The following is a 15,185-nucleotide window of genomic DNA, read 5'->3' as shown; positions in this document are numbered from 1 at the left end:
GCGGTCAATTATTCATTGTTTTTTAACTGGCGGATCTGTTGGTGGTATTCCCTTATTTTACTCAACTTATTAATCAGCCAGTGCTCTACCCGGTGATGCGCCGGCGTGAGCAGTGAAGCAATAACCACAAAAACTACAATTTCTATCAGCGGCGAGTGGTGCGATTTTTCGGCCACAAATGGATGGATAAATAAGGTAAGGTATTCGAAAAGCATTAACAGAGAAACAATTCCCGAAAATTCGATCAGCTTTTTGTTTACCTTTCTTCTGCTCAAAAATATGCTAATGAAAAAGAAGATGGGGATGAGGATGCCAATGGCAAGTAATTGCAATTTCTGCTTCCGCTCTTCTGCTTCTTTTTCCCTGGCTTCTAAAATTTCCTTTTGGCGCATTTCTTCGGCAATGGTAATGCTCTGCACTTCTTTTGCCCGTTCTTTACTATCAATCGTATCAGAAAGGTTAACCATTATTTCCTGATAGGCAAATGCGCTATCTATCTTGCCCTGGTTTTTATAAAGCTGCACCAAAAACGCGCTTGCATCAACAGCCCTGGCCAAAAATTCGTTTTTACTGGCCAATTGATACACATACCTAGCATAATAAACTGCAGAATCGATGTTTCCACGCTCGCGGTACACCTTGGCTATGCCCAAATTACATTCGGCCAATGTATTGTAATCCTCCACAGCCGTTAAGTACGGAATACTTCTTTGATAATAAGCAAATGCCCGTTTAAAGTCGGCCCGTTTGATGTAAATGTTGCCTAAATTATTCAATGAAGTTCCGGTTATCAGTTCATTTTTTTGAAGTAGGGATAAATCGTAGGCATTTTGGGTGTAAACCATGGCCAACGAGAGGCTATCTGCTTTCTCATAAATATCGCCGATATTAAGCTTAGCAAATAGGGCAAGCTCGGGCAGTTTATTGGCTTTAGCAATAGAATCGGCTTTAAAGGCATAAAACAGTGCTTTTTTGGTTTCTTTTTCGCTATTGTAAACCAGTGCAATGCTCAGGTAGGCACTTCCTATATTTTCGGGTATTGCCCTTTTTTCCTCAATCTTCATCTGGGCAATAAAATATTCAATGGCTTTTGGGTAATTGTGCAAGGCATGAAAAGCATTTGCAATACTGTTTAAGGCCCACGATTCGCCCCTTAAGAACTTGGCTTTTTTCGATAAATCGAAAGACTGCTTTGCCAGCAACATCGCAGAATCTGGTTTGTATTTGTGGTAGTAATAACTGAGGTTATAAAGCGCAATGGCCCGGCCTGTATCTGTGGTTTGGTAGGATAATTCTTTATATAAACTATCAACCGCCCTATTTTGGGCAAAAACTGTAAAACATGTAAAGAATACTGCACAAAAAATATACACTTTCCTCATTATCAATTATTTAAAAACTAAATTTAGTTAAAAAATGGCCGATATGCGAAAGTTCCTGATTATAATAGCATTTTTCATTTTTTACCTGCCTAAACATATTTTGGCTCAAAACAGGTATGCCGTTATTATCGGTATAAATGAATATTATGATGCCCCAGGCATAAAAAGTAGCAGGCACAATTTAAAAGGCTGTGTAAATGATGCCCTGAGCATGAAATCGTTGCTTTTAAACCGTTTCAGTTTTAAGAAAGAAAACATTACAACCCTGTTAAATGCTGCTGCTACCGAAAAGAACATGACCGCAGCCATGCTCGAAATATTAGACAAAGGGAACCCTGGCGATGCAGTGGTTTTCTTTTTTTGTGGTCATGGTGTGTATATCGATAATCCAGCAACCTTAAAAAACCCATTTAAGATGGGTTACAGTCAGGCCATTTGCATGAGCAACCTGTATGCACCAAACCATGGTTGCCTTGTAAAAGATAATACGCTAAAGATCCTGTTTAACCGCTTTGTAGAGAAAAAAATTATCCTTACCACATTGTTCGATTGCTGCTACAGTGGAAATATTGCCATGGGCAAAGCAGCTCCATCACTACATAATGGCTACCGTTATAATGAGATTGAAGGCAACAAAGATATACCCCGTGGAAGTATCCCCTTTGATATGAGCACTACCCTAACCATAGCAGATACCGCAAACATTCCGCGACCTTCAGAAACCAAAAACTCGCGCTTTGCCTCACTTTCTGCCTGTACAAATGCAGAAAAGGCATTGGAAATTTACGACGAATCGGGCCGGCCTCATGGAGCCTTTACCAAATCGCTGATCAGTGTTTTTGAAAAAAGTAAGGTAGACCTGTCTTTTTCGGAAGTAATTACCAGAATTACCAATGAAGTGGATGTTAAACAGCGTTTGCAGCAAGACCCAACCTACCACTACGATAGCCTGCGGAAAAACACCAATTTTATCGGCCTTCCCCTGCAAAAAATTACTCCACCTTTTACAGCGCGCTGCATCAATATCAACAACAGCACCATTACGCTCGATGCTGGTTTTAATGATGAACTGGCAATGGGAAATATCTTTAAATCAAAAAACAATAAAATCAGTGTTACACTACTAAAGGTTTTTGCCGATAGCGCAATTGCAACCATAAACCCTGCTTTAAAAATTAAAAAGGGTGATGTATTTGTACGGGCAGATCCTTACCGGATTTCGGGGCCTTTGCTCAAGGTTTACATTCCTACATCAAACCTAAATTCAACGGCGTTTACAGCCTTATTCCACAAAGAAATATTACCATTTACCAAAGTTAAAGGCTATCAGGATTATTTTAACTGGACTGTAGACATGACAAGTTCTACCTTTTTATACACCAACCAGTTAAAGCCAGGTTCAGAAATCTCAGCCATGACCAAAAGGGGCCGGTTTTATATACTTTTATCCATCCCAAAAGACCTGGCCAGCGCCATCACTGCAAAACTCAAAAAAGAACAAAGTATACAGCTTGTACATTCACCACTAGAAGCAAACCTTGTGCTGTATCTTAATTATGCAGTTGTTTCTGCTGATAATAAAAGGCCGCGTTTCGTTTTTACCTATCATGAACCCTTGCCGCCCGATATCAGTTCGGGAGCAATTAACCGCATCCGCTTTTTTGGATACCGCGCAACTACGCCTAATTTATTGTTGAACAATTTGGCCATAACAGCACTTGCAAACAATATTCAGCAAATTACGTACGATGCTGTTCGGGGTATGGGTACCCGTTGGATCAATATGTATGCAAGGCGAAACTAGTTATTGATTTGCCAGCAGCCAATCGTCATAAGAAATTACACCCAGTTCCGGCTTTGCTTCTCCATCCAAAATGGCTATAAATTCGAGCGCGTGGCCATCAGGATCGTTAAAATAAATGGCCAATGCCGGCATCCACGCAAAAACCATGGGTTTATGGTTTCCATCTTGAAGAAAATTATACGGCTTTAGATTTTTAGCCTCAAGAAATCCGACTGATTTATGGAGTACATCCTCCACATCGCAGCGGAAAGCAAAATGCCTGATATCGATCTCTTTTTTTGGCTTTTGCCAGATCCCAAGCATGGCTTCCTGTGGCTTACCGATCCAGAAAAAGGCAATGTTGCGTTCTTGCTCATAATGGCATAGGGTTAGGCCTAGCGTGTTTTGGTAAAAATCGACTGATCTTTTCAAATCGGCTACATAAATATGTGTTTCAAATAGTCCCTTTATCATTTTGTGAAAGTAGAGATATTTATGCCTGCAAAAAATCGTGTTTTTCTATATGCTCATCAATAAAATTGATAGCTTGGACTATGTGGTTGGGTTACCAAAAATACCTGTACCGTATTAAGGATAAAAGCTGATCGCAATGAACAAAAGGTTTTTAAGGTATTCGGGTAAATTCTCTATTGCATTTATCGCGCTGATTGGTCTCTATTTTACCGTTGCCTTTTGTTGCTCGCGCATAACCATAAATGCAAAGGCTACAAACCCAAAGGAAGTTGCCATTTACATTATGACCAATGGCGTTCACACCGATATTGTAATGCCTGCAGTTAACCCTGAAATAAACTGGACAAAAGAAATCCCTTACGCAAATACCCTCGAAGCCGATAGCACCTATCTGTACCTGGCCATGGGCTGGGGCGATAAAAAATTCTATCTCGAAACCCCAGAGTTTGCCGACCTCAAATTAAGCACAGCTTTGAGAGCCATTTCTGGCTTAAGTACTTCGGCTATGCACACCACCTATTATAAAAACATTAGGGAAGATGCTGCCTGTAAAAGGATCATGATCAGCCATGCGCAGTACAAGCTGCTTGTTCAATATGTTTTAAACAGTTTTAAAAAAGATGAAGCAGGCCACCTCATCAACGTTAAATCGAATATCCATTATGATATTGGAGATGCTTTTTATGAGGCCAAGGGCAGTTACAGCATTTTCAAAACCTGCAATACCTGGGCCAACTCGGCCCTAAAAGCATGCAAGCAAAAAAGCTGCCTGTGGACTATTTTCGATACCGGTATTTTTTTAAAGTATAGCCACACAGATACCGTAAAATAACTGCACAGGTTATTACACAGCATTAAACAATTCCGCGTACAACTTTCGCCGCCATATTAATCATACAGCGCAAAGCATTAATTTTATTCCTAAACGAAGTATTAATCTTAACGCTATGCTTTTCAACTCTTTTAGCTTTGCTGCTTTTTTACCTATAGTTTTTATCCTGTACTGGCTATTGGGAAAAAAGCGGTTAAAATCTCAGAATATTTTATTGCTTGGTGCAAGCTATTTCTTTTATGCCTGCTGGGATTGGCGCTTTATGTTCTTGCTGATCTTCTCTACCCTGCTCGATTATTTTACGGGCTTAAAAATGACTGAAAGCAAGAACAGCCAGGCTAAGAAGTTCTGGTTCTGGCTCAGCATTTCTATTAACCTTGGCTTTTTGGCCATATTTAAATACTATAATTTCTTTGCCGATTCTTTTGCCCATGCCATTGCCAACTTCGGTCTTCAGGTAAACCCTTGGACATTAAAGGTTATTCTCCCGGTTGGTATATCATTCTATACTTTCCATGGCTTATCCTATGTAATCGATCTTTACAAAAACAGGATTCCGGCCGAAAAGAACTTTATCGATTACTCTTTATTTGTAAGTTTCTTCCCCTTGCTGGTTGCCGGACCTATTGAGCGGGCCACGCACCTGTTACCGCAGATTAAAAAAGAACGATCATTTGATTACAGCAAAGCCATTGATGGTTTACGGCAGATTTTATGGGGGCTATTTAAAAAAATTGTAATTGCCGATCAGTGCGCCAATTATGCCAACACCATATTTAACCACAGTGGCGAATACAGTGGCAGTACCTTGCTGTTGGGTGCAATCTTCTTTGCGTTTCAAATTTATGGCGATTTTTCTGGCTATTCTGATATTGCCCTGGGCACAGCAAGATTATTCGGGATAGAACTGTTGAGAAACTTTGCCTTCCCTTATTTCTCCAGGGATATTGCTGAATTTTGGCGGAGGTGGCACATATCGCTATCTACCTGGTTCAGGGATTACCTCTATATCCCACTGGGTGGAAGCAAGGGCGGCACCTGGATCAAGGTACGGAACACCTTCGTTATCTTTTTGGTAAGCGGCTTTTGGCACGGCGCCAACTGGACCTTCATCATCTGGGGATTACTGAACGCGCTGTACATTATGCCCTCAATTGTTTTCAGTACCAATAGGTCGAACCTTGATACTGTAGCTCAGGGACGCACATGGCCAAGCTTAAAAGAATTTACCGAAATAACACTCACTTTCGGCTTAACCGTTTTTGCATGGGTTTTTTTCAGGGCCAATTCTGTTCAGCACGCATTTAATATCATATCGGCAATCGGTTCCGAATCGTTTTTTACCATTCCACAGCTACTGCCGGTTAAACTGTTCCTCTTACTGGCTTTATTCATCTTAATAGAATGTAACGGTAGAATGGAACAATATGCCATTGCCAAATTTGCCTTATCGTGGCCAAAACCGATTAGATGGGGCATTTATTACGGCCTTGTTCTGGTTATCTTCTTTTTTGCCGGAGCAGAACAACAGTTTATTTATTTTCAGTTTTAACCGCGAAGCATTACGATGAAAAGATTTATCACCTATACCGCCATATTCCTGTTTCCAATTGTAGTTTTAGGCCTTTTTTTTGAAGTATTGATCAGAAGGATCCCGAACGATTATGAGTACAAAAAAAGCTATCTCGATCATCACGCCAAGGAAGTAAATATTTTATTTCTGGGCAGCTCCCATGTTTACTATGGCATAGATCCTAAATACATTAAATCGAGTTTTAATGCCAGCTACATTTCGCAGTCGTTTGATTATGACCTGGAAATCCTGAAAAAATACAGCAACAAATGGGCTCACCTTAAGTGTATCGTAATCCCTGTTGATTACTTTTCATTTTATGGCAGGTTAGAAAACAGCCCTGAAGCCTGGCGGGCAAAAAACTACCGCATTTATTATGATATCAATACCGACCATAAAATTTTCAACAGCACGGAAATGCTGAGCAATAAGCTCAATATTAATTTAGAAAGGCTTTACAACCACTATATAAAAGGCGAAAATGATATCAGCTGTAGCAGCCTTGGCTGGGGGGCAGGTTACAAGGCCATTAACCATAAAGATCTGATTAAAAGTGGAACCATTGCCGCAGCCAGGCATACTGCGAAAGATAACCTGCAATACGCAACCAATCTGCACTTACTTGATGAGATCATCTCTTTTGCAGAGCAAAAACACATTAAAGTTTTGTTGTTTACCAGCCCAGCGTATAAATCTTATGTATCGCATTTAAGCAGAAACCAATTAAACACCACCTTATCTACCATAAAAAGATTAAACACATCGCACCTTGCCATTAAGTATTATAACCTGTTACAGGATAGCTCTTTCCATGCACAAGATTTTTATGATGGGGACCACCTAAACGAATTTGGCGCTAAAAAGCTGAGCATAAAAATAAATGGGCTTTTAGGTAAGATATAATTTTAAACTTCGAACGCCCAGCTTAAAAAAGCCGGCATAACGCTTTCCCAGGTTGGAACATCGTGCTTGCCACCAACCTTTTCAAAGTAAAAAAGGTTTTCAGGCCGTTTATAGCCTTTATTTAGGAGTATTTTTACAATATCGATGGTATCATCAATAGAATCGATAATCATATTCTTATTTCTATCGGCTTTCTCATCATCCGTACCTGTCATCAGCCAAAATTTCATATCAGGCTTGGTCGATGTACTTTCGAGCTGTGCATGCATAATGCGGTCGGCATCGGTATATCCATCAGCCAGATCCTTTTTCCTCCACCAAAAAGCACCCGAAAATACGCCAACAGCGTCAAAGGCGGCAGGATTATTCCAGGCAATATCAAAGGCAGATAAACCGCCCAAAGAAAATCCGGCGAAGCCTACTTTACCTGTAATTGGCATGGCAATTTTCTTCTTCACAAAAGGCAACAGCTCTTTAATAATAAAATCGGTGTATAAACCTGCTTTGGCACCTCGGCCTTTAAAATCGGGCACGCCTGCAACACCATACTCCAACAGGCGATCGGCAGATGCTTTAATGGCCACAACAATTAACCTATGGTTTCTTTTACCATGATGGGCTTCTTCTAAAAGCCTACTAAAATTCATTTTAGCAACATCTTGCCCATCGTTTAATAAAAGAAGCTCGATCTTTTCATTTCCCAAAATACCTTCTGGGCTATATATATCTATTTCTACTTCGTGCTTTAAATAAGCCGAAGGTATTTTAAAGTTACTGGTGTTAACTTTTACCGATAAAATTGTTGTGTACATCATATTCAAATCCCCTATCACATGGCTATGCCCTCAGATTTCGGGGCAAAGGTACAAATCTCCATAAACTATTAATTACCATAGGTTAATTTTTACAATACGCTTTGATTTACATCATTTTACCTTTTAAACTATTCTTTTTACAGATTTAAATTTATACCTTAAGTTCATCTAATTTTTTGTTATGGTTAAAGAAGAACATAAGAAATGGTACAGCCCTAATCTAAGCGGCGAAATCGACATGCTCATCTTTGGTCACGGTGGTATCCCTATCCTACTGTTCCCGACAAGCATGGGCCGATATTTTGAAAACAAGGATTTTAACCTGATAGATTCTGTTGAAGGATTCATCAACGAAGGAAAAATCAAAGTCTACTGCCCCGATGGCGTTGATAAATTAAGCTGGTACAACAAAAGCATCCACCCTGCCGACCGGGTTAAAAACCACATTTGGTATGATAAGTACCTGCTGGAAGAAGTAGCACCGCTGGCGAGGCAGGAAACCGGTCACAGCAAAATTATTACAGCAGGCTGCAGTTTTGGCGGCTACCATGCTGCAAATTTTGCCTTCCGTCATCCCTGGCTGGTTAGCCACATGTTTAGCATGAGCGGAGCATTCGATATTTCTGGTCAGTTAGATGGTTTCTACAATGATGATGTTTATTTCAACAATCCGGTAGATTATCTTTTAAACAACAGTAATCCTGAGCTGCACTACATGAAAATTGTTCTGGGCACAACCGATCGCGATATGTGTAAGGCGGACAATGAACGTTTATCGGCCATTTTAAATAAAAAAGGCATCGACCACTGGCTCGATATCAGGCCAAATGCCGATCACGACTGGCCCATCTGGCGTGAAATGTTTCCAAATTATATTGCACAGCTTTAGTTTAGCCCTGAGTCCCCAGTCCTAAGTCTAGAGTCGATTAAATCGTATCACCCAAACAATTAACCGATTAACCAGTTAAACAATTAAACTTAATTATACCGATGAAAAAAATAGGGATTTTATTTGGACAGGAACGCTCTTTTCCTGAAGCCGTAATCGAAAGAATTAACCAAAAAGCAGAAAAAGGCATTACTGCCGAAGCGGTTAAAATCGACAAAATATTTCAGAATGCGCCCTTGGGCTATTCGGTAATTATCGACCGCATTTCGCAGGATGTACCATTTTACCGCGCATCGTTAAAAAATGCAGCCATTACCGGAACAGCTGTAATCAACAATCCATTTTGGTGGAGTGCCGACGAAAAGTTTTTCAATAATGCCCTCGCCGAGCAAATTGGTGTACCGGTACCCAAAACAGCACTAATACCTTCTAGAGAACACCCGACAGGAACCACATCAGAATCTTTCTCGAACCTCGAAATGCCATTAAATTGGGATGCCATTTTTGATTATGTTGGTTTTCCGGCTTACATGAAACCTTACGATGGTGGTGGATGGAGAGATGTTTATAAATTACACGATAAGGAAGATTTTTTTGATAAACATAGCGGCACACAGCAACTGGTAATGCTTTTACAGGAAGAAATTATTTTTGAAGATTACTTTAGGTGTTATTGCATTGGTGGCAAACATGTACGCATTATGCAATATGATCCGCGCAACCCGCATCATCTGCGCTATGCAACCGAAGGAAAATCGCCCGATCCTAAATTGCTCAAAAAAGTTGAAGAGTATACCTTGAAGTTATGCCAATATTTAGGCTACGATTTTAACACAGTAGAATTTGCTGTGCGTGATGGTGTGCCTATTGCCATCGATTTTTGCAATCCGGCACCAGATGCGGATATTAAAAGTGTTGGACAGGAAAATTTTGATTGGGTAGTAGAAACCACCGCAGATTATGCGATAGAACGCGCCAAAGCACAGAAAGATGGCCAGGACAATTTAACCTGGGGCGAATACATTAAAGCCTCGGTTGGAGGAAAGCCATTAATTGCCAAAGCGGCACCAACAAAAACAGCGCCTGCTAAAAAAGCACCTGCCGCGAAAGCTGTTACTGAAAAAGCGCCTACAAAGCCTAAAAAAACAGCAGCAAAAAAATAATTGGGATTTAAATTTTAACAAATATTTAGCATGAACGAGTTTACGCTGGGCATAGAAGAAGAGTACATGGTAATTGATCCCGTTACCAGAGAGCTTACTTCGCACGACCAAAAAATTGTAGAAGCTGCTCAAAAAATACATAAAGACCAGGTTAAGGCAGAAATGCACCAGGCAGTTGTAGAGGTTGGCACAGGTATCTGCCGCACTACAACCGAAGCCCGTAAGGAAATTTCACAGTTGCGTTACACCGTATCGCAACTTGCCGGAGAACAGGGCTTAAGAATTGGCGCTGCCGGTACGCATCCATTTTCTCATTGGGAAAAACAGTTGATTACTGAACATCCGCGCTACAACGAAATTGTAAACGAACTACAGGAAGCTGCCCGTTCCAACCTCATTTTTGGGCTGCATGTTCATGTTGGTTTTCAATCGCGCGAGCTGGCCATTCATATTGCCAATCAGGTAAGGTATTTTTTACCGCACGTTTTTGCACTATCAACCAATTCGCCCTTCTGGGAATCGCGAAATACCGGTTACAAATCTTTCCGGACGAAAATTTTTGACAAATTTCCACGTACAGGCATTCCGGATATTTTTAACAGCATTGAAGATTACGACAATTATGTAAAACTGCTGATTAAAACCAATTGCATGGATAATGCAAAAAAAATATGGTGGGATATCCGCGTACATCCGTTTTTCGATACGGTTGAATTCCGCATTTGCGACTGTCCGATGCTAATTGACGAAACAATGGCCTTTACAGCCCTTTTTCAGGCATTATGTGCAAAATTGTATAAACTACGCTTGCAGAATATGGAATTTATAAGTTATTCTAGAGCGCTGATAAACGAGAACAAATGGCGCGCCGCCCGTTACGGAATTGATGGTAACCTGATTGATTTCGGTAAGGAAATGGAAGTAAACTGCCGCAACCTGATTTTAGAATTATTGGATTTTGTCGATGATGTGGTAGATGATTTAGGTTGCCGTGATGATATTAATTATGTTCATAAAATACTGGAGCATGGCACTGGTGCAGATAGGCAGTTGGCTGTTTACCAGCAAACTGGTAACTTTGAGGCGGTGGTAGATTACATTACTACCCAAACACTTATAGGCGCAAAGTAATTTTATAATGGATAAAAGTAGTTTAAAGGTGGCCGTTATTGACATGAATAATGGCGCACCTAACCAGGGCATGAGGGGAATTCAGGAAATTTTATCCCGATTTAAGAACGAAAACAATATCGATTTAACCTTTGATATTTTTGATTTAAGGCAAAAAGGCGAAATACCGGGCATGGAATACGACGCCTATATTTCGAGCGGTGGGCCAGGAAGCCCGATTGAAAGTAAGGGCGAGCAATGGGAAAATGATTTTTTTAACCTTTTAGATGAAATAGAAGGATTTAACCATCAAAACGGGGAAAGAAAAAAATATGTTTTTCTGATCTGTCACTCTTTCCAACTGGCCTGCAGAAAATATAATCTGGGTAATGTAACCGAAAGACGGTCGAATGCTTTTGGTATTTTCCCGATTACGTTAACAGAAGAAGGAGAAAAAGATGAAATTTTTAATGGCATAACCAATCCTTTCTTCTCGGTAGATAGTAGGGATTGGCAGGTTATTGAACCCGATTTTGAGGCTTTTGAGCGCAAAGGGGCAAAATTATTGGCCATTGAAAAAGAGCGGAAACATGTTGATTTAGAACGCTGCATGATGTCGATCCGGTTTTCGAACGAGATCATCGGTACACAGTTTCACCCAGAAGCCGATCCGGTGGGTATGAAAATGTACCTGTTACAAGAAGAAAAGAAAAAAGCAATTATAGATATGCATGGCGAGCAAAAATATTCCGACATGCTGAACAGTTTGGATGATCCGGCAAGGATCGTATTGACCCAAAGTGTTATTTTGCCTAACTTCTTAAAGAAAGCAATCGATAACCTTCAAAAACATTCGTCATTGCGAACTGAAGAAGTGGATCAAGCGAAAGGGTGAAGCAATCTATCTTTCGCTAATCCGTCATTCCGTCCGCACTGGAGAAATCTATGGAATAAGTTTTAAATAAAATTTTATGATACCTGCGCAACGCCAAAAATACAATCAACAGTTTACCGAAGAGAAGTATAAAAACTTTCTGGCCAACCTGCAAAAAGGTTATCCCGAAATTCCTTTCAGGGTTGCAGAAACCCCGATATTTATTCCGAAATCACTAAAAGAAAAATTGATTGCAGCAGGTGAAGAAATTATAAACCTCATTAAGCAGCCCAACTTTAAAACATTAACCCAAAAGGCAATCCCAGCAAACTGGAATGTTCCCAATGAAAATGAGCAGCCACATTTTTTAACATTCGATTTCGGTATCTGTAAAAATAAGGACGGAGAACTTAGTCCCATGTTAATTGAAATGCAGGGCTTCCCTTCATTGTATGGCTTTCAGCACCACTTGGCTAAAACCTTCCAGGCCTGTTTCGAAATAGATAGCTCGGTAAATTACTTGCTTAATGGTTTTGATGAAGAAAAGTATATTCAACTGCTTAAGGAAGTAATTGTAGGTAAGCACCAGCCAGAAGAAGTTGCCTTAATGGATGTAGATGCCCCCAACCAGAAAACGGCGATTGATTTTTTTGTTACGCAAAAATTACTGGGCATCAAGATTTTAGCTTTAGCAGACATTAAAAAAGTAGGCAGGCAATTGTTTTATGTAGAAAACGGCAAACAGATTCAATTAAAAAGAATTTATAACCGTTTGATTTTTGATGAAGTTGCCGATAATACAGAAATTTTCAAAAACAGTTTCGATCCCCGTGAAGAACTGGATATCGAATGGGTAACCCATCCCAACTGGTTTTACCGCATCAGTAAATATACCATGCCGTTTTTAAAAAGTGAATTTGTACCCGAAACTACATTTTTAAATGAAGTAACAACAGTTCCGAAAGATTTAGAAAACTATGTACTCAAACCCTTATTTTCTTTTGCGGGAATGGGTGTAATTATCGATGTAACAGAAACAGATATTACCAATATAAAAGATCCCGAAAACTGGATTTTGCAACGCAAAGTAAATTACGAACCCGCTGTTCAGGCGCCTGATGGAGGCGTTAAAGCCGAAATCAGGATGATGTACTTATGGCCTGATGGCGGCGAACCGCAGTTATGCATTAATTTAGCGCGTTTAAGCAAGGGCAAAATGATCGGCGTGCGCTATAATGCCGATTTCGATTGGGTTGGCGGAACGGTGGGTTTTATGGAGGAGTGATTATCATTTTCTTAACCACCGAGGTTACGGAGAAAAGGCACAGAGATCCATAGAGGAATAACATTTCCTGTTTTCTTGTGCCTAGGTTCGTGTCTCCACGAAAGTAAACAATTATTAATAACCAATGCTTATTGCAAAAGGCGAAATGACACGGAGGTATATCTTTCCGTGTTTTCTGTGAATCCGTAGCAAAAAAATAAAAAGATTTAATTCACATCCAGTTTTAGCCACATTAGTCTAACGCGGTCGTCATGCTGAATTTATTTCAGCATCTTCTTAGCATGAAAGACCCTGATCCGGTGTAAAATCGGGACATGGTGACGACTAAAGCCGTTTTAATACCTGCTTAAAGGAAGATTAGTTATCGAACTGAGGTTATTAAAAAACCACTCGGTGCCATCTGTGGTAAAACATCCGATATATTTACATTTAGCTGAACACCAAAGCCTTTAAAGCCCTTATATTTGTACTATGGATATTCAAACGATTTTAGTCTTTTTACTTTTTGCGGTAGCATTGGTATATGTTGGCCGTTTGGTTTTTAAATCTTTACAGGTAAAAAAAGATGGTTGCGGTGGAAACTGCAAATGTGGCGTAGATTTTTCCGATATTAAGCCCGTAAAAAAATAACCGCCTACCTTTATGATCCATCAGTTTAAAGTATATTTTCAGTCTAAGATAGAATTAACTGATGAACAGTTTGATAGCATTTCGGGAACCTTAAAAGTCAAGAAATTCGAGAAGAACGAGATCATACAATATAAAGGTGATATTTTAAAATACGGCTTCTTCGTAGGCAAGGGCCTGTTAAGGTCTTACTCCATCGATTCGAAAGGCAAAGAACACATTATTCAGTTTGCCCCGGAAAACTGGTTTATTTCCGATCGTAACCAGATGCACGATGAGCCCTCAGAATTTTTTATCGAAGCCATAGAAACTACTGAAGCCGTAATTGTTCCGGATAATTTTATGAGCGAAGCCTCACGCAAAGTTCCCTGTTTGTTAGCGCTAAACGTAACCATGCTGCATAATTCTATCCGCTTTATGCAGAAAAGAATCAATATGCTGTTAAGTGCTACAGCCGAAGAAAGGTACCTTGATTTTATTAAACTGTATCCAAACCTAACACTCCGCGTACCACAATGGATGATTGCTTCTTACCTGGGCATCACTCCCGAATCCTTAAGCAGGGTTAGAAAAGAACTTGCCAATAAACATTTCAGGCCTTAGCTTTAATGAATGATTGAATTTTGAATGAGTGAATGGTTTTTCAACATTCCAACTTTTCACAATTTAATTAATGAATGATTGAATTTTGAATGAGTGAATGATTCGCAAAGTCTAACCTTTCAACAATACAACAAACTAACGAATCATTCAATCCCTCCATCAATCTATCCTTCTTTCATTCAATCAATCAATCAATCAATCAATTACTTAACATACATCAATTTGTAGTTAAAACCTGTGCTGTACTTTTGTGTTGTAAATATTAAACATCTCAAAAAACAAAAGATATGGCAACTACAAAATGGACTTTAGATCCAACCCACAGCGAATTACAATTTAAAGTAAAACACTTAATGATTACTACTGTAACCGGTAGTTTAAAATCTTTCTCAGCAGAATTATCATCAGAAGGTGATGAGTTTGAAAATGCAGAAATTTCTTTCAAAGGCGATATCGATTCTATCGATACCGGAAATACAGATCGCGATAACCACTTAAAAAGCGGCGATTTCTTCGATGCTGAAAAATTTGCCCACCTTGAATTCAAATCTACTTCAGTAGAGAAAGATGGTGGCGATTACATTGTTAAAGGAGACCTGACTGTTAAAGGCGAAACCAAACCCGTAAAATTAACTGCCGAATTTGGTGGTATTGCTACCGATCCTTGGGGAAATACCAAAGCCGGCTTTACCTTAAGCGGAAAAATTAACCGTTCAGATTTCGGATTAACCTGGAACGCAGCGTTAGAAACAGGTGGCGTAATGGTTAGCGAAGAAGTTCGCATTTTAGGCGAATTGCAGTTCGTGAAACAAGCATAATTTAGCATAGAGCAATGCGCTTGGGCCTTACAAAAGGCTGCTTGCGCTTTGCGC

Annotated in this window: 15 protein-coding genes; 12 read left to right on the top strand and 3 right to left on the bottom strand. The window is 39.8% G+C overall.

The features are described from left to right. Positions 1-8 precede the first annotated feature (8 nt). A complete protein-coding gene (locus ACS5PU_RS14610) occupies positions 9-1,382 on the bottom strand; it encodes a tetratricopeptide repeat protein (RefSeq protein ID WP_439459892.1) in 1,374 nt (457 codons plus the stop codon). 43 nt (positions 1,383-1,425) lie between these two features. Here ACS5PU_RS14610 and ACS5PU_RS14605 point away from each other — a divergent pair, with 43 nt between their 5' ends. Continuing rightward, positions 1,426-3,186, top strand: a complete 1,761-nt coding sequence (locus tag ACS5PU_RS14605) for a caspase family protein (RefSeq protein WP_439459891.1) — start codon at positions 1,426-1,428, stop codon at positions 3,184-3,186. Here ACS5PU_RS14605 and ACS5PU_RS14600 read toward each other — a convergent pair whose 3' ends face one another. Beyond that, positions 3,187-3,639: a VOC family protein gene (locus ACS5PU_RS14600; protein ID WP_439459890.1), complete on the bottom strand. Its 453-nt coding sequence runs from the start codon at positions 3,637-3,639 to the stop codon at positions 3,187-3,189. A gap of 136 nt (positions 3,640-3,775) precedes the next feature. On the opposite strand from ACS5PU_RS14600, the gene ACS5PU_RS14595 reads away from it, so the two are divergent. The 3 genes from ACS5PU_RS14595 (at position 3,776) to ACS5PU_RS14585 (ending at position 6,947) form a co-directional block, all read left to right on the top strand. Next, positions 3,776-4,471, top strand: coding sequence for a TIGR02117 family protein (locus tag ACS5PU_RS14595; RefSeq protein WP_439459889.1), 696 nt, complete (start codon positions 3,776-3,778; stop codon positions 4,469-4,471). 115 nt (positions 4,472-4,586) lie between these two features. Continuing rightward, positions 4,587-6,023 (top strand): MBOAT family O-acyltransferase, encoded by a 1,437-nt coding sequence (locus tag ACS5PU_RS14590; protein WP_439459888.1) that lies wholly within the window; start codon positions 4,587-4,589, stop codon positions 6,021-6,023. A 15-nt stretch (positions 6,024-6,038) separates the two neighbouring features. Further along, positions 6,039-6,947 carry a hypothetical protein gene (locus ACS5PU_RS14585; RefSeq protein ID WP_439459887.1) on the top strand — a complete coding sequence of 303 codons (909 nt, stop codon included), beginning with the start codon at positions 6,039-6,041 and terminating at the stop codon, positions 6,945-6,947. Between the two features lie 2 nt (positions 6,948-6,949). On the opposite strand, the gene ACS5PU_RS14580 is transcribed toward ACS5PU_RS14585, so the two are convergent. Then, positions 6,950-7,762 carry an alpha/beta hydrolase gene (locus tag ACS5PU_RS14580; protein ID WP_439459886.1) on the bottom strand — a complete coding sequence of 271 codons (813 nt, stop codon included), beginning with the start codon at positions 7,760-7,762 and terminating at the stop codon, positions 6,950-6,952. A 181-nt stretch (positions 7,763-7,943) separates the two neighbouring features. Between ACS5PU_RS14580 and ACS5PU_RS14575 the strand changes: the two genes are divergently transcribed. From ACS5PU_RS14575 to ACS5PU_RS14540, 8 genes are all read left to right on the top strand, one after another. Further along, on the top strand, positions 7,944-8,651 hold the full coding sequence (locus ACS5PU_RS14575) for an esterase family protein (protein ID WP_439459885.1): 708 nt from the start codon (positions 7,944-7,946) through the stop codon (positions 8,649-8,651). 101 nt (positions 8,652-8,752) lie between these two features. Next, the gene (locus ACS5PU_RS14570; protein ID WP_439459884.1) at positions 8,753-9,814 is read left to right on the top strand and encodes an ATP-grasp domain-containing protein; all 1,062 of its coding nucleotides are present in this window, start codon (positions 8,753-8,755) and stop codon (positions 9,812-9,814) included. A 30-nt stretch (positions 9,815-9,844) separates the two neighbouring features. Continuing rightward, complete coding sequence (locus ACS5PU_RS14565; RefSeq protein ID WP_124558004.1) at positions 9,845-10,945, top strand: carboxylate-amine ligase; 1,101 nt, start codon at positions 9,845-9,847, stop codon at positions 10,943-10,945. A gap of 7 nt (positions 10,946-10,952) precedes the next feature. Next, positions 10,953-11,819: a type 1 glutamine amidotransferase gene (locus ACS5PU_RS14560; protein WP_439459883.1), complete on the top strand. Its 867-nt coding sequence runs from the start codon at positions 10,953-10,955 to the stop codon at positions 11,817-11,819. Between the two features lie 76 nt (positions 11,820-11,895). Further along, a complete protein-coding gene (locus ACS5PU_RS14555; RefSeq protein ID WP_439459882.1) occupies positions 11,896-13,083 on the top strand; it encodes a hypothetical protein in 1,188 nt (395 codons plus the stop codon). A gap of 471 nt (positions 13,084-13,554) precedes the next feature. Then, positions 13,555-13,713, top strand: coding sequence for a FeoB-associated Cys-rich membrane protein (locus ACS5PU_RS14550; protein WP_082458743.1), 159 nt, complete (start codon positions 13,555-13,557; stop codon positions 13,711-13,713). 12 nt (positions 13,714-13,725) lie between these two features. Continuing rightward, entirely contained in the window at positions 13,726-14,313 is a 588-nt protein-coding gene (locus ACS5PU_RS14545; protein WP_439459881.1) for a Crp/Fnr family transcriptional regulator, read from the top strand. A 287-nt stretch (positions 14,314-14,600) separates the two neighbouring features. Then, entirely contained in the window at positions 14,601-15,131 is a 531-nt protein-coding gene (locus ACS5PU_RS14540; protein ID WP_439459880.1) for a YceI family protein, read from the top strand. Positions 15,132-15,185: the final 54 nt, after the last annotated feature.

Origin of the sequence: Pedobacter sp. GSP4 (genome assembly GCF_051857575.1) — a bacterium.
Classification (GTDB): domain Bacteria; phylum Bacteroidota; class Bacteroidia; order Sphingobacteriales; family Sphingobacteriaceae; genus Pedobacter.
This window is presented reverse-complemented; position numbering and strand designations above follow the sequence as displayed.

What these genes read in the sequence shown, in the direction of transcription:
- ACS5PU_RS14610 (WP_439459892.1), bottom strand. Translation starts at nt 1,382, where the DNA reads ATGAGGAAAGTGTATATTTTTTGTGCAGTATTCTTTACATGTTTTACA.
- ACS5PU_RS14605 (WP_439459891.1), top strand. Translation starts at nt 1,426, where the DNA reads ATGCGAAAGTTCCTGATTATAATAGCATTTTTCATTTTTTACCTGCCT.
- ACS5PU_RS14600 (WP_439459890.1), bottom strand. Translation starts at nt 3,639, where the DNA reads ATGATAAAGGGACTATTTGAAACACATATTTATGTAGCCGATTTGAAA.
- ACS5PU_RS14595 (WP_439459889.1), top strand. Translation starts at nt 3,776, where the DNA reads ATGAACAAAAGGTTTTTAAGGTATTCGGGTAAATTCTCTATTGCATTT.
- ACS5PU_RS14590 (WP_439459888.1), top strand. Translation starts at nt 4,587, where the DNA reads ATGCTTTTCAACTCTTTTAGCTTTGCTGCTTTTTTACCTATAGTTTTT.
- ACS5PU_RS14585 (WP_439459887.1), top strand. Translation starts at nt 6,039, where the DNA reads ATGAAAAGATTTATCACCTATACCGCCATATTCCTGTTTCCAATTGTA.
- ACS5PU_RS14580 (WP_439459886.1), bottom strand. Translation starts at nt 7,762, where the DNA reads ATGATGTACACAACAATTTTATCGGTAAAAGTTAACACCAGTAACTTT.
- ACS5PU_RS14575 (WP_439459885.1), top strand. Translation starts at nt 7,944, where the DNA reads ATGGTTAAAGAAGAACATAAGAAATGGTACAGCCCTAATCTAAGCGGC.
- ACS5PU_RS14570 (WP_439459884.1), top strand. Translation starts at nt 8,753, where the DNA reads ATGAAAAAAATAGGGATTTTATTTGGACAGGAACGCTCTTTTCCTGAA.
- ACS5PU_RS14565 (WP_124558004.1), top strand. Translation starts at nt 9,845, where the DNA reads ATGAACGAGTTTACGCTGGGCATAGAAGAAGAGTACATGGTAATTGAT.
- ACS5PU_RS14560 (WP_439459883.1), top strand. Translation starts at nt 10,953, where the DNA reads ATGGATAAAAGTAGTTTAAAGGTGGCCGTTATTGACATGAATAATGGC.
- ACS5PU_RS14555 (WP_439459882.1), top strand. Translation starts at nt 11,896, where the DNA reads ATGATACCTGCGCAACGCCAAAAATACAATCAACAGTTTACCGAAGAG.
- ACS5PU_RS14550 (WP_082458743.1), top strand. Translation starts at nt 13,555, where the DNA reads ATGGATATTCAAACGATTTTAGTCTTTTTACTTTTTGCGGTAGCATTG.
- ACS5PU_RS14545 (WP_439459881.1), top strand. Translation starts at nt 13,726, where the DNA reads ATGATCCATCAGTTTAAAGTATATTTTCAGTCTAAGATAGAATTAACT.
- ACS5PU_RS14540 (WP_439459880.1), top strand. Translation starts at nt 14,601, where the DNA reads ATGGCAACTACAAAATGGACTTTAGATCCAACCCACAGCGAATTACAA.